The organism is Actinomadura alba (assembly GCF_014323705.1).
Lineage (GTDB): Bacteria > Actinomycetota > Actinomycetes > Streptosporangiales > Streptosporangiaceae > Actinomadura_C > Actinomadura_C alba.
In genome coordinates this window covers 476,247-502,257 of sequence record NZ_JABVEC010000002.1, presented here as the reverse complement: position 1 = coordinate 502,257, position 26,011 = coordinate 476,247, and the positions used below count along the sequence as shown (strand labels likewise).

At 68.9% G+C, this 26,011-nt stretch carries 16 protein-coding genes and 1 other RNA gene; 5 read left to right on the top strand and 12 right to left on the bottom strand.

Annotated elements, in window-relative coordinates:
* Positions 1-114: 114 nt before the first annotated feature.
* Both HKK74_RS05250 and HKK74_RS05245 read left to right on the top strand, forming a co-directional pair.
* Positions 115-750, top strand: a complete 636-nt coding sequence (locus tag HKK74_RS05250) for a hypothetical protein (RefSeq protein ID WP_187241869.1) — start codon at positions 115-117, stop codon at positions 748-750.
* Between the two features lie 55 nt (positions 751-805).
* A complete protein-coding gene (locus tag HKK74_RS05245) occupies positions 806-1,498 on the top strand; it encodes a hypothetical protein (RefSeq protein WP_187241868.1) in 693 nt (230 codons plus the stop codon).
* A gap of 107 nt (positions 1,499-1,605) precedes the next feature.
* On the opposite strand, the gene HKK74_RS05240 is transcribed toward HKK74_RS05245, so the two are convergent.
* From HKK74_RS05240 to ftsE, 7 genes are all read right to left on the bottom strand, one after another.
* Complete coding sequence (locus HKK74_RS05240; protein WP_187241867.1) at positions 1,606-2,916, bottom strand: sugar phosphate isomerase/epimerase family protein; 1,311 nt, start codon at positions 2,914-2,916, stop codon at positions 1,606-1,608.
* 81 nt (positions 2,917-2,997) lie between these two features.
* Positions 2,998-6,528 (bottom strand): ThuA domain-containing protein, encoded by a 3,531-nt coding sequence (locus HKK74_RS05235; protein ID WP_187241866.1) that lies wholly within the window; start codon positions 6,526-6,528, stop codon positions 2,998-3,000.
* A 723-nt stretch (positions 6,529-7,251) separates the two neighbouring features.
* Positions 7,252-7,623, bottom strand: a transfer-messenger RNA (tmRNA) gene (gene ssrA, locus HKK74_RS05230).
* A gap of 568 nt (positions 7,624-8,191) precedes the next feature.
* Positions 8,192-10,036: a penicillin-binding transpeptidase domain-containing protein gene (locus tag HKK74_RS05225; protein ID WP_187241865.1), complete on the bottom strand. Its 1,845-nt coding sequence runs from the start codon at positions 10,034-10,036 to the stop codon at positions 8,192-8,194.
* 2 nt (positions 10,037-10,038) lie between these two features.
* Entirely contained in the window at positions 10,039-10,530 is a 492-nt protein-coding gene (gene smpB / locus HKK74_RS05220) for an SsrA-binding protein SmpB (protein ID WP_187241864.1), read from the bottom strand.
* 106 nt (positions 10,531-10,636) lie between these two features.
* A complete protein-coding gene (ftsX, locus tag HKK74_RS05215) occupies positions 10,637-11,542 on the bottom strand; it encodes a permease-like cell division protein FtsX (protein ID WP_187241863.1) in 906 nt (301 codons plus the stop codon).
* A gap of 66 nt (positions 11,543-11,608) precedes the next feature.
* Complete coding sequence (gene ftsE / locus HKK74_RS05210) at positions 11,609-12,298, bottom strand: cell division ATP-binding protein FtsE (RefSeq protein WP_187232580.1); 690 nt, start codon at positions 12,296-12,298, stop codon at positions 11,609-11,611.
* Positions 12,299-12,487: 189 nt separating this feature from the next.
* On the opposite strand from ftsE, the gene HKK74_RS05205 reads away from it, so the two are divergent.
* Positions 12,488-12,676 (top strand): hypothetical protein, encoded by a 189-nt coding sequence (locus HKK74_RS05205; RefSeq protein ID WP_187241862.1) that lies wholly within the window; start codon positions 12,488-12,490, stop codon positions 12,674-12,676.
* Positions 12,677-12,689: 13 nt separating this feature from the next.
* Here HKK74_RS05205 and prfB read toward each other — a convergent pair whose 3' ends face one another.
* Positions 12,690-13,805: a peptide chain release factor 2 gene (gene prfB, locus HKK74_RS05200; RefSeq protein ID WP_187241861.1), complete on the bottom strand. Its 1,116-nt coding sequence runs from the start codon at positions 13,803-13,805 to the stop codon at positions 12,690-12,692.
* A 173-nt stretch (positions 13,806-13,978) separates the two neighbouring features.
* Here prfB and HKK74_RS05195 point away from each other — a divergent pair, with 173 nt between their 5' ends.
* Both HKK74_RS05195 and HKK74_RS05190 read left to right on the top strand, forming a co-directional pair.
* Positions 13,979-15,061 (top strand): DUF8094 domain-containing protein, encoded by a 1,083-nt coding sequence (locus HKK74_RS05195; RefSeq protein WP_187241860.1) that lies wholly within the window; start codon positions 13,979-13,981, stop codon positions 15,059-15,061.
* A gap of 105 nt (positions 15,062-15,166) precedes the next feature.
* On the top strand, positions 15,167-16,183 hold the full coding sequence (locus tag HKK74_RS05190; RefSeq protein WP_187241859.1) for a DUF8094 domain-containing protein: 1,017 nt from the start codon (positions 15,167-15,169) through the stop codon (positions 16,181-16,183).
* Between the two features lie 100 nt (positions 16,184-16,283).
* On the opposite strand, the gene HKK74_RS05185 is transcribed toward HKK74_RS05190, so the two are convergent.
* The 4 genes from HKK74_RS05185 to HKK74_RS05170 form a co-directional block, all read right to left on the bottom strand.
* Complete coding sequence (locus HKK74_RS05185; RefSeq protein ID WP_187241991.1) at positions 16,284-21,218, bottom strand: NAD-glutamate dehydrogenase; 4,935 nt, start codon at positions 21,216-21,218, stop codon at positions 16,284-16,286.
* 120 nt (positions 21,219-21,338) lie between these two features.
* Entirely contained in the window at positions 21,339-22,886 is a 1,548-nt protein-coding gene (locus tag HKK74_RS38955; RefSeq protein WP_246491185.1) for a serine/threonine-protein kinase, read from the bottom strand.
* A 161-nt stretch (positions 22,887-23,047) separates the two neighbouring features.
* Positions 23,048-25,066: an acetoacetate--CoA ligase gene (locus tag HKK74_RS05175; RefSeq protein WP_246491184.1), complete on the bottom strand. Its 2,019-nt coding sequence runs from the start codon at positions 25,064-25,066 to the stop codon at positions 23,048-23,050.
* A 183-nt stretch (positions 25,067-25,249) separates the two neighbouring features.
* The gene (locus HKK74_RS05170; RefSeq protein ID WP_187241857.1) at positions 25,250-25,984 is read right to left on the bottom strand and encodes an HAD family hydrolase; all 735 of its coding nucleotides are present in this window, start codon (positions 25,982-25,984) and stop codon (positions 25,250-25,252) included.
* Positions 25,985-26,011: the final 27 nt, after the last annotated feature.

The following is a 26,011-nucleotide window of genomic DNA, read 5'->3' as shown; positions in this document are numbered from 1 at the left end:
CATTTTCCAGCTCAATCCCCTAACTATTAGAACGAATCAGATATCGCGGCGGTTTCGATTTATTTCGACCGGTCGGGGCACCGGCGCCGCGGTCGTTCCGAAAAAGGGGATCGTATGGAGCCGAAACGCCGAAGAACTCACCGGCTGTTCGCCATGGCGGCGGCCGGGCTGATCGCCGCACCGCTTTCCATGCTGGCCGTCGCCTCTCCCGCGGCGGCCGACACCTGGCCGTTCAACAGCAATTTCCGGCCCGACACCGGAAATCACGGCTACTGTTACTCGTCGGTCTACCCGCCCTCGTCGGCGGTGCGGGCCCAGATGTACAACGCCATGGTGTACATGACCGACAGCACCGCCGCGAACCGCTCTTACGCTTCGAACTGCGATCTGAGCGGAGCCGGGCAGACGGATGTTGTGTGGCGAGAGGGAGGTATGAGCGACACCGGTAATATCGGCGAGGCGAGCTGTACGGTGTTCTGGGCGAACACCTCTCCCAGGCGATGCGACCGTTTCCTCCTGAGAGTCAACGGGAGCCTGGTCCGGAGCCACTACTCGAGTTCGGCCAACCGCAACCGCCAATACCGCAAGACCGCCTGCCACGAGCTCGGCCACAGCCTCGGTCTCAACCACTACCCGTCGCCCTACACGGCGAGCTGCCAGCGGTCGGGCTGGACCGGGACGGTCACCAGTTCCTGGACCCGGACCTGGACGTCGCACCACCGGAGCCACATCAACAGCTGGTTCGGGTGAGGGCGACATGTCCCAGCAGCACCGACACCCACGGCCAACCTCGAAGGGAGCCGAGTTGAAACGTCGACTGATCGGCCCGCTCGTCCTGCTCGCCGCGGCGCTCGGCGCGGCGGCCTGCGGTACGACCTCGGCCACCACCACCGGCGCGCCCAAGTCGGCGACGTCGACGAAGTCGTCGGGTGTCGACGTCTCGCTGCTGCGGCAGCAGGACCTCGACTACGAGCCCGCGAAGTCCCCCGAGGCGCTGGTCAAGAGCCGCCGCCACGACGTGATCGCGACCGGCACCGTCGAGGCGATCGAGCAGGGCCGCGAGATCCTCCTGGAAGAGGGCGACACGTATCCGCTCACGCACGTGGTGATGCGGGTGCGGGTCACTGACAAGCTGCGCGCGAGCTCCGCCGACCAGGTCAAGGACGGGCGCGTGTACGTGGAGCTGTGGCAGGGCGGGCGCTACAACGACAAGGCCGGCACGCCCGTCCACTCCCTGAGCGAGTGGCGCAGATCGATCCCCGCGGGCACCCCCGTCATGCTCTTCCTGTCCAAGGACCAGGCGGAGGGGACGATGCGCGGGAAGACCAACGGGCTGGCCCCCGGTGCGAAGCTCATGACCCCAGACGCGCAGGGCATCGTCTTCCAGGACGGCGGCCGGCTCATCGGCGGGATCGAGGATCTCCAGGGCGAATGGGCCCAGATCAAAACGCTGAACCAGCTCAGGGACCGCGTCAAGGCACAGCTCCGTAAGGACTGAACCGGCCCGGCCCGGAACGCGAACATGCCTCTGACCTCGCGGCGCGACCGCAGGTCAGAGGCATGCCCGAGAGGTGGACCTAATCGCGGACGAAGAGCTGCCAGGCGTCAGCCGCGGAGTGCCGCCATGTTGGCGGCGCTGATCCTGGCGAATCGCAGGGACTGGCCCGGGTCCGTGCTGCCGCCCGGGGCGTTGTCCTGCTCGTAGTTCGAGTTGTAGTGGCCCTTGGCGCCGATGGTCTTGTAGAAGGTCTTGAACTCGATGTCGCTGCGGGGGTCGCCGAACGGGACCATGCTGTAGCCGTTGCCGACACCGGGTGCCTCGCCGGTGGCGTCGCCATCCTTGGCGTGGAACAGCTGGTACCGCTGTGGCTGCCTCGCGACCTGGGCGGCCGGGTCGAAGATGTCCTCGACGCGGTTGCCCTCCCAGTCGTAGCGCCACTGCCACTGGTGCTGCGCGACGTGCGCCCAGTACACGTCCAGCTCGACGACGCACAGGCCCGGGTCGGTGATGTCGAGATAGTGCTGCATGAGGCGCTTGCCCGACTCTCCGCGCACCTGCGTGGGCGGAATCGGCGCACCCGTCCGGCGGTCCTCGGTCACGGTGACCATCGGGCCGTCCTGCAGGAAGTTGTACGCCGGCGAGTGGTTGTGGGTGTACATATGGATGCCCCACCGCAGGCTGAGCGTGTTCAGGGCCTCCCACTTCTCACCGGAGACCGTCCACGGCTCGATGTTGCGGTTGTTCGCGCTCGTCGGGTCGTTGCCGGTGCCCATGAACGGCAGGCCCAGGATGGCCGCGAACTCCAGCTCGGTCTGCAGCCGCTCGTAGTCCTGGGTGGACATGGTGCCGCCGGGGCTGTTCGGCCCGTTCCACGTGTTCGGGACGAACCCGTGGTTGCCGATCGCCTCCAGGCCGTACGCGTCCAGGAAGCCGCGCAGCGTGCGGGCGTACGCCAGGTACGCCGCCCGCGACTCTGGGGTGGTCACCCCGCCCGGCGCCGGGTTCGGCGCGGTCCCGCCGGGGTTCGCGGCGTTCTGGCCGTAGCCGGCGAACTCGATCTGCTTGAAGCCACTGTTCGCCAGGAACTCAAGCAGCTCCACCCAGCCGCCGGGCAGCGGCACGAGCGGGCCGAGGTCGGTCGGGTCCTTGGGGAAGTTCGGGCCGCCCAGGTAGCCCATGGTGGGTGAGACGCCGAGCGCCGCGCTCGCCGCGATGCCGACCCGGGTGGGCACGTCGCGCTGGGAGTAGGTGATCGTGCCCAGCTTGCCGCCCGGGATGAGCCGCCCAGACGCCGCGCTCGCCTTGGCCGGCGCGAACACGGACGCGGGGCCGAGTGGGCTGAGCGCCGCGGCCACCGCCGCGCCCGCGCCGGCCCCCATGAACCGGCGCCGGCTGAACTTACTGTTGAAGGCCATTGTGGTCCCTCTCGCGAAGTGGTTGAGCAAATCCGGGCCGGGGCGCCGTGCCGACGCACGACGCCCGGCCGCGGGGCCGTGCTAGGACGTACTCACCCCCTGTCCCCCGAACTCGACCCAGTTGAGGTTGACCAGGTTGCCGCCGGTCTGGCCGCCCGTGACCGACCGGAACACGAGGTAGACCTTGTGCCGGCCGCCCGGGTTGGTGATCGGGAACGTTTGGCTCTGCCACGTCGCCGTGTCACCGGTCGACCGGAGGGTCGCCGTGGTGAGAATCGGCCCGTTGACCGCGTCGAGGCGGACCTCGACGGCGGCCATCGGGCTACCCGCCGGCACCTGCGTCGACGTGCTCGCCACCCGGAAGGTCAGCGAGTCGCTGTTCAGCAGGTTGAACGGTCCGTTCAAGGCGATCCAGTCACCGCTGCCGAGGCTGCCGCGGTGCTGGCCGCCACCGGCCGGGTCGTTCGTCGTGGCGACGTTGGTGCCGGACTCCTCGAGGGCGACCTCGGCCTCCTGGCGCTTCTGCCGGACCTGGTTCTGAGCGACCGTGGTCAGTGCCGGAACGCCGCCTGCACCGCCGCGATCGGTGTACGAGGCGCTGACGACGCCGAACACGTTGCCCCCGTGGGACACGTCGTCCGGGTCGGTCGGCAGCACGCCCGTGCAACCGCGGACGGACTCCTCGGCGTGGCCGTGGCTGTCATGGCCGAGGATGAACGTCACCTCGACCCGGTCACAGTCGATCGTCCCGTCCTCGGGGTCGGTGACCGTCACCGAGAACGGGATGCTCTCGCCGAAGGAGAACAGGCCGCCATCGACCGGGGTGTTGACGGCCACGCTCGGCGCGGTGTTGCCGGCTGTGACGGTCGTGTTCGCCGAGGCGGACTTGCCGCTCGAGTCGAACACCGTCAGCCGCGCCGTGTACTGGCCGGGCGTGGTGTAGGTGAACTGCGGGTCCGGGTCGATCGAGTCCACGACGCCGTCGCCGGTGAAGTCCCACTCGTACCGGATCGAGTCAGCCGGGTCGGGATCGCGTGAGCCCGCGCTGGAGAACTGCACGGTCAGCGGTGCGGGACCGTTGGTCGGCGACGCGGAGAGCACGGGGATCGGGGCGCGCTGGCCCCTGACGTAGTCCCACCGGTACAGGCCGGCGTCGTTGTTGACGGTGAAGAAGCCATCGCCGTAGGTCAGCAGGTAGAAGTGTCCGTTCTCGTCGAACTGCATGTCCATCGGGGTGTCGCACTCGAACGGGTTGGTCGTCTGCGGGACCCGCTGCGGAGTGAGGCCACCGCAGTCGAGCAGGTTATTGATCTTGAAGACCCGGTTCTGCGAGTCGAGCCGGATCTCGCGCAGCGTGTCCCGGGTGAACTCGCCGAAGAAGACCGCCTTGTCGTAGTACGGCGGGAACTTCGTCGGATCGGGGTTCTTCGGGTCGTAGCGGTACGTCGCCGCGCCGTGCGGGCCGACACCGCCGGTGCCGAGCTCGGGGAACAGCCGCGGGCAGGTGGTGGCGCCGGAGCCGTTGTAGTAGGCGAAGCACGGCGTACCGATCGGGTTGTCCGCCCGGTTCTCGGGTGTGTACGAGTACCAGACGTCGGGGTTGGTGATCGGCGGGCCGTATTCGAGGCCGGGCTCGACGGTGGGCCCGCCGGACAGGTTCCATCTCGAGTTGTTCTGCGGTCCGCGGTCCGGGTTGTCGCACTCGAACGCCTGCGGCGGACTGTCCAGCGGCGTTGAGGTGTTGAAGTTCCAGCGGTAGTACGGCAGGTCCGTCCGGTAGCACAGCGGCCAGCCGTAGTTCGCCGGCTTGCGAACGATCTCGACCCGGCCGGTCCCAGCGGGCCCGCGGAAGTTCTGCGGGGTCTGCGAGTCGGGCGAGTAGTCGGTGACGTACGCGACGCCCTTGTCGTCGACCTGGATCCGGAACGGGTTCCGGAAGCCCATCGCGTAGACCTCCGGACGGGTCTTGTCCTTGCCGACGGGGAAGAGGTTGCCCGCAGGGACGGTGTAGGCGCCGCCGAAGTCGTTCTGTTCACCGGAGGCGATGTCGCCGTCCTTGACCGAGATGCGCAGCACCTTGCCGCGCAGGTCGTTGGTGTTCAGCGACGAGCGGCGAGCGTCGACGTGCGGGGCGTTGAGCTGCCCGGTCGTGGTCAGCATGTCGTTGAAGGGACCGAAGCCACCGGAGTTGCCGCCCCCGGCCGGGGTGTCATCGCCGGTGACCATCCACAGGTTGTCCTGCGAGTCGAAGTCGATGTCGCCCGCGACATGGCAGCAGGCGCCGCGGTTGACCGGAACACGCATGATCTCCTGCTCGGACGCGACGTCGAGGTGCGCCGGCTCGTCCGCGGTGGCATCGACGAACTTGAAGCGGGAGAGCTGGAAGTATCCGACCCAGGGATCCCAGGTCGCCGGCGAGTCCCCGGTGTTCGGCGCGTTCGCCGTCGGAGTCGTCTGTGTGACGATCTCGCCGGTCGACAGCTTCACGTCCTTCACGGTGGGCGGTGCGTAGTAGAGGTAGACCCAGCGGTTGGTCTTGAAGTCGCTGTCGATCCCCGGCCCGTACATGCCGTCCTCGCTGGCCTGGTAGACCGGGATGTTCGCGAGCACGGTGGTCTTGTTCGACTTGGGGTCGTGCAGCCGGACGCCGCCGCGGCGGTCGGTCTGGAGGATCCGGTCGTCGGGCAGGACGTCGAAGCCGACCGGCTCGCTAACGTTCGGTGGAAGCGCGACCGCCGTCTGCTGGTAGTTGGCGAGCACGGTCGCGCCGCAGTCGGAGTAGACCGGGTCGGCCTGGCCGGCCGCCCACTTGATGGCGCCGCCGAGGTGCGCGCGCAGGTTGGCCTCGCTGAAGCCGGCCACCGTGTTGCCGAGCGCGGTGTAGAACGAGCGGCCGCCCTGATAGTCCTTGCACCAGGTGACCGGGTGGTCGGCGCCCATCGTGCCGCCGGAGATGCCGGTGACCGTGTTGCCCCCCGGCTGGGACTCGAACGGGTCCTCGACGACGGTGGCGAGCACGTGGCTCTTGCCTCGGACGTTGGCCTTGAAGTTGTACCAGGCGTCCGACCGGGTCCAGTACTCGGGCAGGTTCTTCGACGCATCGTGGACGCGGTCGGCGACCTTGATGGTGCCCTGCTGGACATCGGTCCGGCCCGCGGCGCGGGTGCCGAGCACGTCGGAGAGGAACTGCCAGCTGGGCTGGGCGTCGATCGCCGAGCCGATGCCGACGAAGCCGCCGCCCGCGCGGTAGTACGCCTCGAAGGCGTTCTGCTGGGCGGTGGTGAGCACGTCGCCGCTGGTGTTGAGGAAGACGACGGCGCGGTACTTCTTGAGGTGCTCCTGGTCGAACTTGCGGGCATCGTCGGTCACCTGGACCGCAAAGCGGAGCTGCTCACCGAGCCGCCTGATAGCGGTGACACCGGCGGCGGTCACCGCAGTGTCTCCGCCTGTGGATTTCGTGAAGACCAAGACTCTGTACTGAATGCCGTCGCTGTCTGGCGCGGCCGCGGCCGCCTGGGGGGCGGATGCCGATGCCGTGCCGATGAGCGCGCTGCCCATGAGTGCGAGCAGCCCGACGAATGCGATGAGGCGGCGGCGGAGGCGTGTGCGCATGGAACCTCCTCGGGGGTACGCCCGACTGACGGGCCGTCGTACGGAGACGGTCCGGTCGGGAAGGAAGGGGTGGGGAGAAGGGGAGGAAGGGAGGGGTGTGGTCGGCGCGATGCGCCGGTATGCCCGAAGGGGAGGCAGAGGGTGGTCGGTCGCTGTCGTGGGGGGCCGTGTGTCCGATACGCCGAGCTGCGCCTCAGCGCTCACCGGGATCGCTGGTGAGCGACTGGCTCGGTCCAAGTTCTAGCGCGGATCTTATAGCCGCGAGTCAGCCAAAGATAGAGTCTCTTACGCGAAAGTTCCGGGCAGAGCCGACAAACTTCTGCTCAAACAAAACCAAAGTCCGCTGACGACGAGAGAAACGCCATTGCCCAGCCGGCGATCTCCGGCGGCACGCAGGACGCGGTCGCCACGACCTCGTTCAACGGGGGGATGCCGGGGGCCGACGAAGGAGAGCCGGAAGCGCAGGTACAGGTCGTCGATCCGGTAGCGGGTCGGGTCTCACGGCTCGGTTTGGTGGACGGCGGCAGTTCGGCGGCGACCATGCGACGCGTGGTGAGGAGTTCCAGGGGGGCGCTTGAGAGCAGGGCCGACGTGGGTCTGCGCCGTGGTGGCGCGGGGGCGAAGCCCCCGCATCGGGGGTTCCAGGGGTCGTCCCCCTTGGCAGACATGACCGAAACGAAAGCGTGCCCACAGGCAAAGCCTGTGGGCACACGCGTCACACGTTCGTGGAGGTGGCGGGAATCGAACCCGCGTCCTTCGATAGTGATACAGGGCTTCTCCGGGTGCAGCCTGCTGATCGTTTTCTCAGCCCCGGCACTCACGCAGGCAAGTCGCCGACGGGCTCAGTCGCTGTTGGGTTTCCCTACCAGTCCCGCGACCGGATCGGCAGGTTGAGTCTCCTTACGATGCCAGACCCCGGGTCGGAGACGCTCCCGGGCTGACAGAGTCGCTACTCGCCTCAGGCGGCGAGGGCGAACTCAGTGCGCTTAGTGTTGGCACTTGTTGTTTTGCGATCACAGGATTAACGAGGTCGTAACCGCAACCCTCGACCCGCTTCACCTGACTCGACCACCGAAGTCGAAGCCAGTCACCCCCATGTTGAGTTGTCAACCGGACGCCTGAACGCCCACATTTCCTCACCGTACATGGTCAACGGGCGCGCCGCCAACGAGATTCCCGGCCGCAGCTGAAGGCGCCCGCCCTCCGGGCAGTCCTTCCACGGCCAGGTGGACGGCGGCCCGCCACTGCAAGCTGCCCCTGCCCTTCGCGCCGAAGGCGCCTGACCGCAGATCCCGCACCACGCGCCGAAGGCGCACCAACGCGGGATGAGCAGCGAGCACGTGATTCGACACGGTCCGCGAGCCGCCAGGCGAGCGGACCGAGACGAAGAACCAAGAAAAGAAGAGCCCCGGGGGCGCGTAATCGCACCCCCGGGGCCGACCGGCAGGGTCGGGCCGGTCCGGACGGCAGAGCCTCCCCCGAGACGAGGCTCTGGTCTCATCACGGCGACTGAGTCCGCAACCCCCCAAGCGGAAGCTCAGTCACTCTTTAAGACGTCCGGATGCCCCTCGAAGGTTGCGACCCTCGGGTAAAGGAATTACAAAACGGTAACGAGCTGCCGCAACGCCCTGCGAGCATGGGGTTTTCGCGGGTCAGGGCGCGCTCAGGGCAGTGTCAGGAAGCGCCGGGCGAGCTGCGCGGCGGACGCCTTGCCCTCGATGGCGATCGCGAAGGCGTATTCGCCCTGAGACCCCACGAACCACGACACCGTCTTCTGCTGCCCGCCGTCGGTGTAGTTGACCGCCGCGGAGACGCCGTACACCGTGGCGCCGCCCGGGACCCTGGCGGCCTTCGCGGTGCCCTGGAAGACCGACCGCCGGGTCAGCAGGCGCAGGTCCTGGAATCCATCGGGTTCGAGCGGCTGGGCCTGGAGCGTCCGCGGCACCGCGGGGTCGGACAGGAGCGTCGGCGGACGCCAGGTGCCCGAGTCGGCGGCCCCCGCCACGAGAGCCATGGTGAGCGGGCTGACCCGCACGCCGCCCTGCCCGAGCATGATGTTGGCCTTCTCGGCGTCGTTCCTGGGCCGCGGCACCGAGCCGGAGAAGGCCGGCACCGGAAGTCCCCACTGCTTGCCGACGCCGAACCGGTCGATCTCGCGCATCAGCGTGTCGGTGTCAACGGACTTGCTGAGCGACGCCAGCGTCGTGGCGCAGGAGAAGGCGAAGTTCATCTGGAAGGTCGACTTGCCCCTGGCCGGACCGGGGTTGGTGAAGGTCTGGCCGTCCACCTTGGTCGTCGCCGGGCAGTCCGTCTGCTTGTTCGCCCCCATGCCCTTCAACATCAGCGCCTCGGCGGACACGATGCCGAAGGTGAGCCCCGGCGGGTAGCTGCCCTCCATCGCCCGGTTGTCCTGGCCGGTCCCGTGATTGGCCACCGCGAGGATCTCTCCGGTGGTCCGGTGCACCGCCACCAGTGAGGCCGGGAACCTCAGCTGCGCCAGCGTGCGCTCGGCCTTGAGTTGCGCGCTGCTCTTCAGGGTGGTGCGGACGTGGGCGCTCGACTGACCTCGCCACTCCCGCAGCACCTCCTGCTTGCCCTCCCGGTCCTCGATCACGACCTTGACCGCCGGGATTCCCGCGAGCCGACGCTGGTAGAGCATCTGGAGCCCGCTGACCCCGATCGTGTCACCGGGCTGGTACGGCGCCCCGACCTCCTGCAGCCGCGCGGAGGTCGCGGGCCCGAGCCGGCCGACCAGTTCGGCCGACACACGGGGGGCGATCTCGGCATCGATCGTGCGGACGGCCAGGCCGTCGATCCGCCGGAGCTTCAGCCCAAGGTTGTAATTGAGGGGCTGCTGCAACGTCACGAGCGGCAGGAACTCGTTCGGGGGGGCCGAGCGCACCCGGCCGATCAGCCGCTCCGAGTCGAGCCGGGTGTCGCGTGCCAGCTGATTGATCGTCCGCGGGATGTTCCGCACGGCTCCGGGATAGACACCGAAGATGTCGGCCCGCACGGTCTGCAGCAGCGTGCCGCCGTTGACGGCCTGTACCTCGCCCCGCGGCGGCGACTCGGTCACGATGGCGAGCCGCTCGCCCTCGCCGAGGTCGGGATGAACGATCGAGGGACTCCAGACGACCTTCCACTCGCCGTCGATCCTGCGGAGGTTCATCTGCCCGAGGTACTGCCAGGGCTCGCCGTTCTCACCGAGGTCGACCTTGACCTCGAAGCGGGCGTTGGCCTCGTTGCCCTTCTTTCGGATCTGCCCCATCCGCAGCCTCAGCGACGCGGCGTCGAGCTGGTCGGTGATCTGGGCGAGAGCCGCGCGTACGGCGGCGGGGTTCCCCGTCGTATGCCGGGCCGCCGCCTGGTAGTTGCCGACCTGCCAGGCGATGAGGAAGTCGCGTACGGTCGGCAGCACCGAGGGCTCGGCGAAGCACGCCGTGGCGGTGGTGCCCACGAGCAGCGCCGAGACAGCCGCCGAGACCGCCCGGCGAAACATCGAGCGCATGCCTACGCCCCCGCGCGCCGGGAGGAGGGCCGCGAACGATGGCGCATCGCCCGGTCCATGTCTCGTTTGGCCTCGCGCTTCGCGATGTCCTGGCGCTTGTCGTGGGAGCGCTTGCCGCGCCCGAGTCCGATCTCGACCTTGGCCTTGCCGTCCTTGAAGTACAGGGACAGCGGGATCAGCGTCTGCCCCTGTTCCGAGGTCATGCCGATCAGGCGGCCGATCTCACGCCGATGGAGCAGCAGCTTCCGCGGGCGGCGCGGTTCGTGGTTGGTCCACGTGCCCTGCGTGTACTCGGGAATGTGCACGCCCATCAGCCACACCTCACCGTCGCGCACGACGGCGTAACCGTCGACGAGCGAGGCCCGTCCGGCTCGCAGCGACTTCACCTCGGTGCCCTGGAGCACCATGCCGGCTTCCCAGGTGTCATCGATGTGGTAGTCGTAGCGGGCGCGCTTGTTCTGCGCGACCAGCTTGCGTCCTGTCTCACGTGGCACTTGATCAGCCTCGGCGTTTTGTCGGCAGCACAGTCATCCGCAACGTGGCGAGCAGGCCGCACGGCACGCGGCCCGTGAGCCCGAGCATGCCAGAATTCTACGCGGATCAGATCTTCAGGTACCTGCGCAGAGTCAGGAACGAGGCCAACGCGCACAGCAGGACGCCGACGCAGACCGAGAAGATGATGATGCCGACCACCGAGCTCCAACTCAGCTGACTGGCGAACTGCAACGATCCCTGCAATCGATCGATCAGGAAGATCTTGCTGAGCACCAGCAGGAACGCCGCCAGGATGCCGCCGACCAGGCCGGCGATGGCGCCCTCGAGGATGAACGGCAGTTGGATGTACATGTTCGACGAGCCGACGAGCCGCATGATCCCGGTCTCGCGGCGCCGGTTGAAGGCCGACAGCCGGATCGTGTTGCCGACGATGAGCACCGCCGCGATGACCTGGATACCGGCGATCAACAGGGCGGCCCACTGCAGGCCGTTCAGGATCCGGAAGAACTTCTTCAGGATCTCCTGCTCGTTGACCACCTGATCCACGCCCGGCCGGCCGAGCATGGCGCTGGAGACCGACTTGTACTCCTCCGGATTCTTCAGCCGCACCCGGAACGAGTCGGGGATGTCACCGGCCTTGGTGCTCTGCACCATGCCGGGCGTGCTGGAGAACTGGTCCTTGAACCGCGCGAACGCCGCGTCCTTGCTCTCGTACTCGACCGCGGAGACCTGCGGAAGCTTCTCCAGGTCGGACTTGATCGTGTTCTTCTGCTCCTGGGTCGCGTCGGCCTTGTTGCAGCTGGTGTTGGAGCTGGTCTTGGTGCACATGAAGATCGAGACTTCGATCTTGTCGTACCAGTAGTTCGTGGAGTTCGAGACCTGCTTGTTGATGAGCAGGCCGGTGCCGAAGAGTGCCATCGCGATCGCGACGGTGATGACGAGAGAGATCGACATCGTGAGGTTCCGGCGGAGACCGATCCAGATCTCCTGGAGAACGAACTGTACCCGCATCTTCTTGGCTGTCCTCGCTGGTCGTTGGCCGGGGGTCTTGGCCGGGCTGGGCCGAGTCGGGCCAGATCAGTAGGCCTGGCCGTAAACCCCGCGCGACTGGTCGCGGACCACGCGGCCGTCCTCGAGTTCGACGACCCGTTTACGGAAGGCGTCGACGATCGCGGCATCGTGCGTGGCCATCACGACGGTTGTGCCGGTCCGGTTGATCCGGTCCAGCACCTTCATGATGCCGATCGAGGTGGCCGGGTCGATGTTCCCGGTCGGCTCGTCGGCGAGCAGGATCATCGGGCGGTTGACGAACGCCCGGGCGATGGCGACTCGCTGCTGCTCGCCGCCGGAGAGCTCATCGGGCATCCGGTGGGCCTTGCCCTCCAGGCCGACCAGGTCGATGACCTCGGGCACGACCTTGCCGATGAAGCGCCGCGGCTTTCCGATGACCTCGAGCGCGAAGGCGACGTTCTCGAAGACGTTCTTGTTGGGGAGCAGCCGGAAGTCCTGGAAGACGCAGCCGATCCTGCGGCGCAGGTGCGGAACCTTCCAGTTGTTCAGCCGGCTCAGGTCCTTGCCGGCCACGTGGACATGGCCTTGCGACGGACGTTCCTCCTTGAGGACCAGCCGCAGGAAGGTCGACTTGCCCGACCCCGAGGGACCCACCAGGAACACGAACTCGCCCTTCTCAACGGCGACGTTCACGTGCTGGAGGGCCGGTCGGTTCTGGCTCGGGTAAACCTTGGTGACGTTGTCGAAGTGGATCACGAGTGCATCACGGCGTGCCAGTCTAGGGTCTGTTGGACGACGGTGTCCTCATTTGGGACAAATGCCGCCGCGGGCCTCCGGTTTGGCGGTCCGGTTGGCCATGTCGCAGTCTAGAGGGGACACTGACATGGAAAGTCCAACTTGGACGTAACCGGTCCCTCGATCGGGGATCCAGGAGGAGGGCGCGGAATGAGCTGCGAACACTTGATCTGTGCTCGATGCTCCGGTCCGGTCGTCGAAGGGCGTTGCCCGACCTGCCGCGCCGCCCGCGCGGAGGTCCACGACCACGGCCCCTCGGTACCGCCGAGTGTGGTCCTCATCGCACTCGTGCTGGCGTTCGCCCTGGCCTTCGCGCTGGCGCTGCAGCACCTCTCCTAGCGGGGACCTCTTCTCAGGAGGCGGCGCTCTCCTGCTGGCGCATCCAGCGGATCTCGGCCTCGACGAACTCGTCGATCTCACCGTCGAGGACGGCCGTGGGGTTACCCGCCTCGACGCCGGTGCGCAGGTCCTTGACGATCTGATACGGGTGCAGCACGTAGTTGCGGATCTGCGTGCCCCAGCTGGTGGTGCCCTTACCGCGCAGCTCGGCCATCTTCTCCGCCTCCTCCTGCCGCTTGCGCTCCAGCAGCTTGGCCTGCAGGACGTTCATCGCCGAGGCGCGGTTCTGCAGCTGGCTGCGCTCGTTCTGGCAGGAGACGACGATGCCGCTCGGAAGGTGCGTGATCCGGACCGCGGAGTCGGTGGTGTTGACCCCCTGGCCGCCGGGACCGCTGGAGCGGTAGACGTCGATCCGCAGCTCGCTCTCGTCGATGTCGATGTGGTCGCTCTGCTCCACCACCGGTACCACGTCGAGGCCGGCGAACGACGTCTGCCGCCGCCCCTGGTTGTCGAAGGGCGAGATGCGGACGAGCCGGTGGGTGCCGTGTTCTCCGCGCAGCGTGCCGTAGGCGTAGGGCGCGCGTACCACGAAGGTGGTCGACTTGATGCCGGCCTCCTCCGCGTAGGACGTGTCGTAGATCTCTGTCGGGTAGCCGTGCCGCTCGGCCCAGCGAAGGTACATGCGCTGCAACTGCTGAGCCCAGTCGGCCGCATCGACACCGCCCGCCTGGGCGTTGATCGTGACGAGCGCCTCACGCGCGTCGTACTCCCCTGCCATCAGCGTGCGGACCTCGAGCTGCTGGACGTCCTTGCGGAGTGAGCCCAGCTCGCCCTCGGCCTCGCCGAGGGTGTCGCCGTCGTCCTCTTCCCAGGCCAGCTCGAACAGCACGGCGAGGTCGTCGAGGCGGTTGCGCAGAGCCTCGACCCGGCTGAGCTCGCTCCCGAGATAGGACAGCCGGCGGGTCACCTTCTGCGCACGCTCCTGGTCGTTCCACAGCTCGGGATCCGCGGACTCCTCACGCAGCTTCCCGATGTCCCCCCGCATGCCGTCGAGATCGAGCACCGCCTCGATGCCGGTGAGGGTCGAGTTGAGCTCCTTGAGCTGATCTTGAGCATCGATGGCTGCCACACGTCGAGTTTATCGGCGGGAAAGCACCGGTGAGCGACGGCACCGTCTCCATCCACCATTGAGGGGTGGCAGAATCACGGATCAGCGAATGTAGATCATGACAAGCCCGGGGGCCTCGGACGGTGAAGCAGAGGACGGTGCGACGGCATACGTTCCGAACGATCGCGTTGACGATGACCGCCGTGCTGGCGCTCATCGGTGTCATGGGCTGCTCGGAACCGAGGGAGCGGCCCACCGCCCCGGCGGCCTTCGCCTCCACCCCCACCCCCGAACGGCTGACCCCCGAGGTGGCCAGGCAGGCGTTCCGGGCGTACGTCACCAACGAGGACGTGGCCCGAGCGAGCGGTGACGAGCGGCTCGCGCTGTCGTGGGCCGCCGACGGCCAGTCCCAGCTGATCGCGGCCGCCTTCCGCAAGGCCGCGTTCACGGGCGAGCCGGTGCCGCGCTACCACTACGCGACCCCCCGTCTCTACGTGCCCCGGCTGTCGACCTACCCGCAGTGGTTCGTCGCGGCCGTCGACCGGACGACCAGGAGCGGGAACGGCTCCTCCGCCGGAGCCGGGCGCAGCGCGTCGGAGCCGAGATCCAAGCGCACCGCGCTCATGGCGTTCCACCGCTCCTCCCCGTCCACCCGCTGGCGGCTCAGCCTCACGACGGTGCTGAACGCGAAGACGAAGGTCCCCCACGTGGTGGTCGACCGCGAGGGCTACGCGACGCCACTCGCGACCTTCGACGCCGGGCTGATGATCCAGCCGCGCAGCGTCTCCGGGATCCACGCCACGCTCGCCGTGGAGGGCTCCGGCTCCGTCGCCGCCGACGTGCTGCGGACCGGCGCCTACACCTCCGGCTACTACACGCAGACGCGCAGGGCCAAGAGAAGGGCGGCGGAGGCCGGGCTCGCCTACGACACCGTCTTCACGGCGACCGGCTTCCCGATCTTTCCGTTGCGCACGGCCGACGGCGGCGGCCTCGTGCTGTACGCGCTGAGCCAGAACACCGTGACCTTTCTCAAGGACAAGAGGAACCGCCTGTCCATCCCGCGTGACGCCGCCCACCTGCTGGACACGCTCGTGCTGAAGGACGAGCTCAACGTGACACAGACCCTGCAGTTCGCCGCGGTGGTCCCCGTCCAGCCCCCTGCGCGCACACCGGCGCACACGCCGTCACCGGGGCCGGGTCGTAAGACCGCCCCGAGGGCCGACGTCGTCGCGCACGACGGCGCGGTGACCCAGGCGTTCACCCGCGCATCAGGGTGACCCCAATCTGAGTAAACCCCAATCTGAGTAAACGCAGAGTGACGCTCCGATCACTCTGCGATGATGCTCCCCGGAATGCGTCATCGTCTTCCCCCGGGGGGTTTCATGCGTCTCCGTCTGGCCGTTCTCGCGGCCCTCACCGTCCCGCTGGCCTCGTGTCCGCTGGCCTCGTGCAGCGGCGCGGGCGTCGGCCCCGGCGCCCCGTCGCCGGCACCGCAGCTCACCCTGAGCGAGGCCCGGGAGGTGCTCAACAAGTACGAGAGCACCAACAACCAGGCCAACAAGGCCCTCGACGACAAGCTGCTGGCGTCCGCCGAGACGGGCGCGCAGCTCGACATGGACACGGCGGGCTACAAGCTGCGCCGTGCGACCAAGCAGAAGTACACCCAGTTCACCTACACCAAGCCGTCCTTCTACATCCCGAAGCTGACCGCCCATCCGCGCTGGTTCGCCGTCGGCGCCACCTCGCGCGCGGAACGTACCGGTTCACGCGAGGGCAACGGGCGGCAGCGCCGAGCCGAGCAACAGCACGCGCTGCTGTTCGTCCAGGACAAGGCCGGTGCGCCCTGGCGGCTCGCCGCCGATCCGTACCCGACAGCGGGGCCGCTCGGCGGAGTGGCCGTCGACAAGAACGGTTACGCGACCTCGGTGCCGCCCGGCGACGCGCGGCTCGCCCTCAGCCCGTCGAAGGTCGGTGCCGCGCACGCCGCGCTGCTCACGAGCGGTCCCAAGTCTCCGGCCGCGGCCGGCATCGGTCCGGGGCCGCACACCACGCAGGCCTACGCCGCCCTCGAGCGGGCCACCGGCCAGTTCTCCAAGGTCGGCGTGGGCCTGACCTCGCTGTTCGCGCCCAGCACCGCACCGGTGTACGCGCTGCGCACCACCGACGGCGGCGCGCTCGTCTGGTACGTCCTGCAGCAGAACGAGCGCTACACCGCGAAGAAGCCCGGGGCGATCTCGATCACGGGCGACCTGGTCGGGCTCGCTCCGCCCGGCAACGTCAAGGACCGGCTCGACACCACCGTGCTCGTGCAGTACCTGTCCAAGGTCCCGCCCAAGGACAAAGGCTCGGTCGACGTGACGGGCAGCTACCGGAAGGCCGTGCGGGCGGCCGCCTCCTGAGTTCCGTTGGGCGCCGGCGCGCTCAGCGCCTCCTTGACCGCTGTGTGCGGAGCACGCCGGCGCCCGACGGTGACCACCAGCCCCTCTTTCACCGGGCGGGTCAGTTGGGCAGCGAACCGGCGGTGACCAGGGTGCGGATCGCACCGAGGGCCACCGAAAGGGTGGCCAGGTCGAAGCTGTCGCTCTCCCAGATCTCGCTCAGCATCTGGCTCGCCCGCTCCTTCGCGGAGGCGTTCTTGTCGGTCCACGCGGCCAGCCGATCCTCGGGTCCGGCGCCGGGTTCGCTCGTGGTGAGGACGTCCCGGGTCAGCGCCGCGTGCGCCGTGTAGAGATCGTCACGCAGTGCCGAGCGTGCCATCGACTTCCACCGGTCCGGCCGGGGCAGCGCGATGATCCGCTCCCTGAGGCGGGCGAGTTCCAGCCGATCGGCCAGATCGAAGTAGACCTCTGCGGTCTCCTCGACCGTCCGGCCGGTGGTGTGCGAGATCTCCACGAGATCGAAGGTCGAGTACGCCGGGACCATCATCGCCACCTGCTCGGCCAGATCCTCGGGCACACCCTGGCCGGCGAAGCCGTCACGACGCTCCTCGAAGGCCGACAGGTCCCGTCCGACCAGCCGCTTCGGCAGGCTGGGCGCCAGCGCCACGGCACCCTCGGCGAAGAGGTCGATGGTCTGCTGGATGTCGATCGGCGGGCGGCGGTTGCGCAGCAGCCAGCGCGCGCCGCGCTCGGTGAGCTTGCGCGCTTCGAGCCGCATGGCGAGCTGGGTCGACACGTCGATCTGATCGGACAACTGCTCGATCGACCGCCAGAACCTCGGCATGTCGAAGACCTCGCGGGCGACCAGATAGGCCCGGGTGATGTCCTGGGGCGAGGCCCCGGTCTCCTCGTTGAACCGGAACATGAACGTCACGCCGCTGTTGTTGATCAGTTCGTTCACCACCTGAGTGGCGATGATCTCCCGGCGCAGCGGATGCCGGTCCATGTACCCGCGGAAACGCTCGCGCAGCGGTGTCGGGAAGTAGCCCACAAGCCATGACGCCAGGTAGGGATCGTCGGGCAGATCCGAGTTGACGAGCTGGTCGTCGAGCGTGAGCTTGGCGTAGGCCAGCAGCGCGGCGAACTCCGGCCCGTACAGGCCCAGCCCCGCGCCGGTGGCACCGGCGGGAGCGTGCCTGCGCTCGGCGAGCGCCTTGTCGTCGGGCAGGAACTCCAGCCGCCGGTCGAGCTTGCCGTCGCTCTCCAGTCTCCGCAGGTAGCGGGCGTGGACCTGCAGCATGTTCCCGGCCTGTTCGCGGGAGGCCGCGAGCACGACGTTCTGACCGTAGTTGTCGCCGAGCACCAGCTCGGCCACCTCGTCGGTCATGTCGTACATCAGCTTGTTGCGCTGCTTGCCGGTCAGCTCCCCGTCGCGGACGACCTGATCCAGCAGGATCTTGATGTTCACCTCGTGGTCGGAGGTGTCGACGCCGGCGGAGTTGTCGATGAAGTCGGTGTTGACGAGCCCGCCGCCGCTGGCGAACTCGATCCGGGCGAGCTGGGTCAGCCCGAGATTGCCGCCCTCACCGATCACCCGGCAGCGCAGGTCGGCCGCGTCGGCCCGGACCGGGTCGTTGGCCTTGTCCCCCACGTCGGCGTTGTTCTCGGAGGTCGCCTTGACGTACGTGCCGATCCCCCCGTTCCACAGCAGGTCCACGGGGGCGCACAGGGCCGCGTGGATCAGCTCGTACGGCGTCATCGCCGCGACGTCGGGCTCGATGCCGAGCGCCTCCCGCATCTGCGGGGTCAGCTTGATCGATTTGGCCGTACGCGGGAACACCCCGCCCCCGGCCGAGACCAGCGACGTGTCGTAGTCGGCCCACGAGCTGCGCGGCAGGCCGAACAGCCGCTTGCGCTCCTCGAAGGAGCTCTCGGGGTCGGGGTCGGGGTCGACGAAGATGTGCCGGTGGTCGAAGGCGGCGACGAGCTTGATGTGCCGGGACAGCAGCATCCCGTTGCCGAAGACGTCACCGGACATGTCGCCGATGCCCACGACGGTGAAGTCCTGGGCGCCGACGTCGAGGCCGAGGAACCGGAAGTGGTATTTCACCGACTCCCAGGCGCCGCGAGCGGTGATGCCCATCGCCTTGTGGTCGTAGCCGACCGACCCCCCGGAGGCGAACGCGTCGCCGAGCCAGTAGCCGTACGCCGCCGCCACCTCGTTGGCGACGTCCGAGAACGTCGCGGTGCCCTTGTCGGCGGCGACGACGAGGTAGGTGTCGTCGCCGTCATGCCGGACGACCTCGGGTGCGGGCGCCACCTCGCCGTCGACCAGGTTGTCGGTGATGTCCAGCAGACCGCTGATGAACTGCTTGTAGCAGGCGATGCCCTCGGCGAGGTAAGCCCCCCGGTCGCCGGCTTCGGGCAGTCGCTTGCACACGAAGCCGCCCTTCGCGCCGGCCGGCACGATGACGGTGTTCTTCACCGCCTGGGCCTTGACCAGGCCGAGGATCTCGGTGCGGAAGTCCTCCAGCCGGTCCGACCAGCGCAGGCCGCCACGGGCGACCGAGCCGAACCGCAGGTGCACCCCCTCGATCCGGGGGGAGTACACGAAGATCTCGAACTTGGGCCGCGGCTGCGGCAGGTCCAGGATCCGCCGCGGGTCGAACTTCAGCGACAGGTACGGCTTGTGCCGGCCGCCGGCGGCCCGCACGGACGCCGTCCCCGCTTCACCCGCCGCGGCCGGTGAGCTTTCGCCGGTGACACCGGCCCGCGTCTGGAAGAAGTTGGTGCGGAGGGTGGCCTGGATCAATGCCAGGTAGGCCCGCAGGATGCGGTCCTGGTCCAGGCTCGCGACCTCGTCGAGCGCGGCCAGGATCTCATCGGCGATCTTGGTGCTGCGCGTCTCCTCCCCGTCGCTGCGGACCGGGTCGAAGCGCGACTCGAACAGGCGCACCAGCAGCCTGGTGACCGGCGCGTTGGCGCGCAGGACCTGCTCGATGTAGCTCTGGCTGAACGTGATTCCGATCTGGCGCAGATACTTCGCGTACGCCCGCAGCACCATTGCCTGCCGCCAGTTCAGCTCGGCGTGCAGCACCAGCGCGTTGAACCCGTCGCTCTCGATGTCGTCTCGCCACAGGGCGGTGAAGGCCTCCTGGAAGAGCCGCTTGACCTCGGCCTCGTCCACTCCCGCCGACGGCGTGTAGCGCAGCCCGAGGTCGTAGATCCACATCGGGTCGCGATCGGTTCGGTCAATCTGGTACGGCCGCTCGTCGACGACCTCCACGCCCATGTTCTGCAGCAGCGGCAGCACATGGGACAGCGAGATCGGCGGTCCCAACCGGTAGATCTTCAGCCGGCGCTCGCCCGGCGCGGCGTTGTAGGCCTCGTACAGGTTGATGGAGGTGTCGCCCGGCTCGGTGAGCCCGTCGAGCCGCTTGAGGTCGGCGACCGCCGTACGGGCCGGGAAGTCGGCCTTGTACCCCTCGGGGAAGGCATCGCCGAAGGTGCGGAACAGCGCCGCCGAGCGCTCCTCTCCGATCTGCTCGACCAGCGCGTCGACGAGGTCGTCGGACCACGACCGGATGGCCGTGGTGAGCTCGGCCTCGAGGTCCTCGGTGTCGACGTCGGGCAGCGGCTTGCCGCGTTCGCCCCGTACGACGACATGGAGGCGCGCGAGCACGGACTCGGAGACCATCGCGCTGTAGTCGACCGTCACGCCGCTGAAGGCGCGGCGCAGGATCTGCTGGATGCGCAGCCTGATCTGGGTGGTGTAGCGATCCCTCGGCAGATAGACCAGGCAGGACATGTACCTGCCGTAGTCGTCCTTGCGCAGGAAGAGCTTCAGCCGCCGGCGCTCGCGCAACCGCAGCACGCCGAGTGCGATCGGCACCAGCTCGTCGACCGAGGTCTGGAACAGCTCGTCGCGCGGATATGCCTCGAGGATCTCGATGAGGTCCTGGCCGTCGTAGCTGTCCGGGGTGAACCCCGCCCGTACCAGCACCTCGTCGAGCTTGCGCTTGAGCATCGGGATGTGCGAGATCGACTCGCTGTAGGCGACGTGGGTGAACAGGCCCAGGAACCGCCGTTCACCGATCACCTCGCCCGCGGCGTCGAACTTCTTCACGCCGATGTAGTCGAGGTAGCTCGACCGGTGCACGGTCGCCCGGGAGTTGGCCTTGGTGAGGATGAGGATCTTCGGCTCGCGCGCCTTCGCTCGCACCTCGGGCGGCAGCGCCGCGAAGCTGTGCGACTCGAACTTGTCGGGGCGCAGGATGCCGAGGCCGGTGCCGGTGACCGGACGCAGGACCGCGCCGTCATCGATCAGGTCGTAGTCCCGGTAGCCGAGGAAGATGAAATGGTCGTCGGCCAGCCAGTCGAGCAGCTCGACGCTCTCGGCGATCTCGGTGCCCGGCAGCGGCGGGGCGTGCTCGGTGAGCTCCATCGCGATGGCGCCGGCCAGCGACCGCATCTTCGGCTCGTCCTCGACCGCGACCCGCACGTCCGTCAGAACGCGTTCGAGGTCGATCTCCAGCCGGTCCAGCACCGCACGGTCGCTGGTGCGGTCGATCTCGATGTGGATCCAGGCCTCGTCGAGATCCTGGTCGCCGTCCGTCGCCCTGCGGAACCCGCGCAGATGACCGGCCACGTCGCGGTCCACGCCGAACTGCGGATGCACGATGAGGTGCGTCGACAGGTCGTGCCGGCTCAGCTCCATCGTCACCGAGTCGATCAAGAACGGCATGTCGTCGGTGACGATCTGCAGGACGGTGTGACCGGGGTCCCAGCCGTGCCCCTCGATCGTCGGGGTGAAGACCCGTACCTTGGCACGGCCCTGGGGCCGCTCCTCTCCGAGGTGCCGGTGGGCCATCGCGGGACCGCACACGTCGGCGGGGTCTCGGCCGAGTAGATCCTCCGGGGCCACGTGCCGGTAGTAAAGCCGCAGGTAGTCAAAGCTGTCGCCGGCCCAGTCGGGGCGCGCCCCAGGTGTCTGGGCGCAGGTCTCAGCCGCCCGCCGGAGTAGATCGTCTTTGGCCTCGTCGAGCTTCCCGCCCATGTCCCGCTCCCCATCGAGTGACATCGCCACGCCGTTGTGGCATTGCGCTCAATGCGCCAGCGTAGTGCGGATTGCCGCTATGTCCGAGCGCCCGGTCATCTCTTGATCATGACTGTGAGATCAGCCGTCATGCGTGTCGGGCGCGGCGCCGCAACCCCCGGGTTCGCAGGAGTCCCCGGATCCATGCCCCCCGCCCGAGCCACCGGACATCTCGGTCGGCGTGCCGGGTGAAGGGGTGGGCGTCCAAGAGGGAGTCGCCGGGGGCGTCCAGGTGGGCGAGTGCGTTGGCCGGTTCGTGTACGTCGGCCGGCCGGTGGGCCGCGAATCGGTCGTGGCCCGCGCCGGAGTGCGGGTGCCGGTCGAGGTCGGCCGGGGCAAGCCGGCGTCGACGTCCGTGGGCACCCCGTTCTGGTTCAGGGACGGTATCTCCGCCTGCGAACCAGGGCTGGAGGTGGTGGAGGTCGTCCCGGTGCCCTGCCTCTTCCAGAGGTCCGCGTTGGCCGCCATCACCAGGGAGACCGCCGCCGCGGCGGCCACCAGGCCACCGGCGCACGCGACCACCGCACGGCGCCGCGGCCCGCCCTGCCCTCGCCCACCGCTGTGGCCCTGTCCACCGCCATGCGGATGTCCGCCGCCGTGCGTATGCGACATTCCCGCCTGAACGGTCTGGTCCTGGGGCGGCTGCTCCGGAAAGGCCTGTGCCCAGTGTTCCGCCGGGCTCTCCTGACCCGCCGCGGGTCCGTGACCGGCCATCGCCCCGTGCCCGGCCGCGAGGGTCGCCGCCTGCGCCAGCACGTCGGAGTCCACGTCACCGGACGCCTCCGGGGTCGCCGACGGGACGACCTCCTCCTCGGCGAGCAGCCTCAGCAGGATGTGCCGGGCAGACGGGCGCCGTTCGGGGTCCTTGGCCAGGCAGTCCGTCACCAGGGCCCGGACCGGTCCCGACATGTCACCGAGGTCGGGATCGGCGGACATGATCCGGTTCACCACGTGGGGTATCGCGTCCGCACCGAACGGCGGTCGCCCGGTCCCGACGAACACCATCGTGGCCGCCCAGGCGAAGACGTCGACGGCCGGTGTGAGCGAGTCGCCCCGCAGTTGCTCGGGAGCCATGTACGCCGGAGTCCCGATGATCTGGCTCGAGACCGTGGAGGTGCCGCTGAGCGCCTTGGCGATCCCGAAGTCGATGACCCGGGGGCCATCGGAGGCGACCAGGACGTTCGCCGGCTTGAGGTCACGGTGCACAATGCCGGCCTGGTGAATGGCGACGAGCGCCGTCGCCGTGCCGATCGCCAGCCGCTCCAGTGCGGCGCCGGAGATCGGCCCCCGCTCCCTGACCAGCCTCAGCAGCGACGGCCCCTGGACGTACTCGCTGACGATGTACGGGCGGTCGCCGGCCACGTCGGCGTCCAGCACCTGTGCCGCGCAGAACCGGGCGACCTGGCGGGCGGCCATCGCCTCGCGGACGAACCGGCCGCGCGCGTCGGTGTCCTCGGCGAGATCGGCCCGCAACAGTTTGATCGCGACCAGGTCCTGGGAGGACCCGCGCCCGAGGAAGACCGCGCCCTGACCACCGGCGCCGAGACGACCGATCAGTTCGTAGGGGCCCAGCGTCCGCGGGTCGCCCGGCTGCAGTGGGTCGGCTGACATGTCGGCGGTCGCTGCCATGGCGGACCGGTCCTTTCAAGATCTCCGTGGCCGCGGCCGGAATGGCCGGTCGGTCCCGTACGCAGTGAGATGCACCCATCGACGTACGGGTTCGAGACCGTCAGCCCCACGCCTGACGCCTCCCTGGCCGGGTCCGGCCGTGCCGCCGCGCGGCGTTCAGGTCACTCGGGCGGCGTGAAGTACGCCAGGACCTCGGGGTTGGCCAGGGCGTCGACGTTGGCGGCGCGTTCCACGGGGGTGCCGAGCAGGATCTTGCGGACCGGGACCTCGAGCTTCTTGCCGGACAGGGTGCGCGGGATGCCCGGCACCTCCTGGATCTCGTCGGGCACGTGCCGTGGAGAGAGCGCGGAACGCAGTGCGGCGCGCAGCCGCCCCACCAGCTCGTCGGAGAGGGCCGCACCCGGGGCCATCGTCACGTAGAGGAGCAGGCGCCCTTCGGTGCCGAGCCGCCCGGTGTCGACGACCAGGCTGTCGGCGATCTCGCCGAAGGCCTCGACGACCCGGTAGAAGTCCGAGGTGCCCATGCGCACCCCGCCCCGGTTGAGCGTGGAGTCGGACCGGCCGTAGATGACGCAGCCACCGTCGGGAAGGATCTTGATCCAGTCGCCGTGCCGCCAGACCCCTGGGTACACGTCGAAGTAGGACCCTCGGTAGCGCTCGCCCTCAGGGTCGCCCCAGAAGCCGACCGGCATCGACGGCATCGGCTCGGTGATGACGAGTTCACCGACCTCGTCGACCACCGGCTCGCCGCCGTCCCCGTACGCCTCGACCTTGGCGCCGAGGCCGCGGCACTGGATGACACCGGCCCGGACCGGGAGGAGCGGCGTGCCCCCGACGAACCCGGTGCACACGTCCGTGCCGCCGGAGAACGACCCGAGCGGGATGTCCGCGGCGACGGCGTCGTACACCCAGGCGAAGCCCTCCGGCGGCAGCGGCGAGCCGGTCGAGCCGAGCCCGCGGAGCCGCGACAGGTCGTACTTCGCACCGGGCCGCAGGCCCGCCTTCATGGACGACACGATGTACGGCGCGCCGGCGCCGAAGTAGGTCACGCCCGTCTCGGCGGCGAGCCGCCACAGCGTGTCGCCGTTCGGCGCGCCGTCGTAGAGGACCACTGTGGCGCCCACCAGCAGCCCGCCGATCAGGTAGTTCCACATCATCCATCCGGTGGTGGTGTACCAGAAGAACACGTCGCCCGGCCCGATGTCCTGATGGAACGACAGCGACTTGAGGTGCTCGAGGACCACGCCGCCGTGGCCGTGCACGATCGGCTTGGGCAGCCCCGTGGTGCCGGAGGAGTAGAGGATCCAGAGCGGATGGTCGAACGGCAGCGGTTCGGTTTCCAGCGCCGCCGTACCGGCCTCGTCACCTGCGGACTTGGCCAGGTCCGCGTAGGTCATCGCCCCCTCGGGCGGGCGCGCGTCAGCGTCGAGGTACGGGATCAGCACGGTGGCCTCGAGGGTGGGCAGCGCCGCCCGGATGTCACCGACGACGGGCAGGCGGTCGTGCGGCTTGCCGTTGTAGCGGTAGCCGTCGACGGCGACCAGCACCTTCGGCTCGATCTGGGTGAAGCGGTCGATGACGCTCGGTGCCCCGAAGTCGGGCGAGCATGACGACCAGATCGCCCCGAGGCTCGCCACCGCGAGGAAGACGATCAGCGCCTCGGGGATGTTGGGAAGGTAGCCGGCGACCCGGTCACCGCGCCCGACGCCGAGGTCGCGCAGCCCCGCCCGCACCGCGGCGACCTCGCGTGCGAGTTCGGCCCAGGTGAGGGTGCGCTCCGTGCCGCCTTCGACCCGGAAGATCACTGCCGTACGGTCGCGAACCGCCGGATCAACGGCGCGGGACAGCGCGTTGCCGGCGTAGTTGATCGTCGACCCGGGGAACCAGCGCAGGGGGTCGGGCGAGACCGGCATCGGACCGCGGGAGCGGACCGGCCCGTCGCCTCTCGAGCCGCGGACGTCGAAGAAGCTCCACAGCGAGTCCCAGAAGGCGTCGACCTCGGTGACCGACCACTGCCACAGTTCCTCATGCGACCGGGCCACCACTCCCCGGTCCCGCAGCCAGGTCATGTAGCGGGTCACCTTCGCGTCGGCGATCACCTCGGCGGAGGGCTTCCAGAGCTCCGCGCCCTCCAGGACGGAGGTGAGCTCGTTGTCGGCGGGCATAGCGTCTGCTCCCATGTCGTCTCTGCGGCGATCCCGGCATCGGACCCGCGTCGCGATCATGCAACGGTCCGACGGCCCGGCCGCGCCACCACCGGAGCGTACCGCTCCATCGAATTGCGGCGTGTCGCTGGTCCGGTGGCCCCGAGACCAACGGCACGCCGCAAGTCAACGAGAGACACGGGCGTTCGCGAGGCAGGGTCAGGTTGCGGAAGGGCTCGTGAAGTGGTCGATGGCGCGGATCACCGTCTGGGTGTCGGCGAGGGTGGGAAGCACCAGATCGGCCCCGGCCGAGCGCAGGGCGGCCTCGTTGGCGGTACCGGTCGCCACGGCGATGACCTTGACGCGGGCGATCTGGGCCGCCTGCACGTCGCGCGCCGAATCGGCGATGAGCACGGTGACCGGCTCGCCGATCGGCAGGCCGAAGCGCTTCTCGACGTACTTCTCGGCCGCCCGGCTCCGCGCCAGCCCGATCAGCGCGCTCTTGGGGTAGCTCTCCGAGCCGTAACCGCCGATCTCGAAGTCGACGTACTGGTCCAGCCGAAGCTCGGTCAGCTTGAGGATCGCGTTGGGCCGGATGGAACCGGTCAGCACGGACTGGACGGCACCCGGCAGCCGGGCCGACGCGGCGAGCGCCTCGCGGGCGCCCGGCAGCACCCGGCCGTGCGCGCGGACGTCCCGGTAGCGGGCGCGGAAGGCGTCGCCCAGCGCCGCGATGAACTTCGGCAGGTGGTCGTCATCGGTGATGACGTCGTTGAACGCCAGCGTCTCAAAAATGATCTCGGACTCGGACCGGCCCGCCGTAGGGGCGAGCGTGACCAACTGGCGGCCCGTCACCCTGCGGAAGGCGTCGGCGTAGGCCTCCCTGGTCACGCGTCCGACGTCGACCAGCGTGTGATCGATGTTCCACAGCACCAAGCGCTGAATCGGCGGCATTCACGTTCCCATGCATGAGAGGCACCG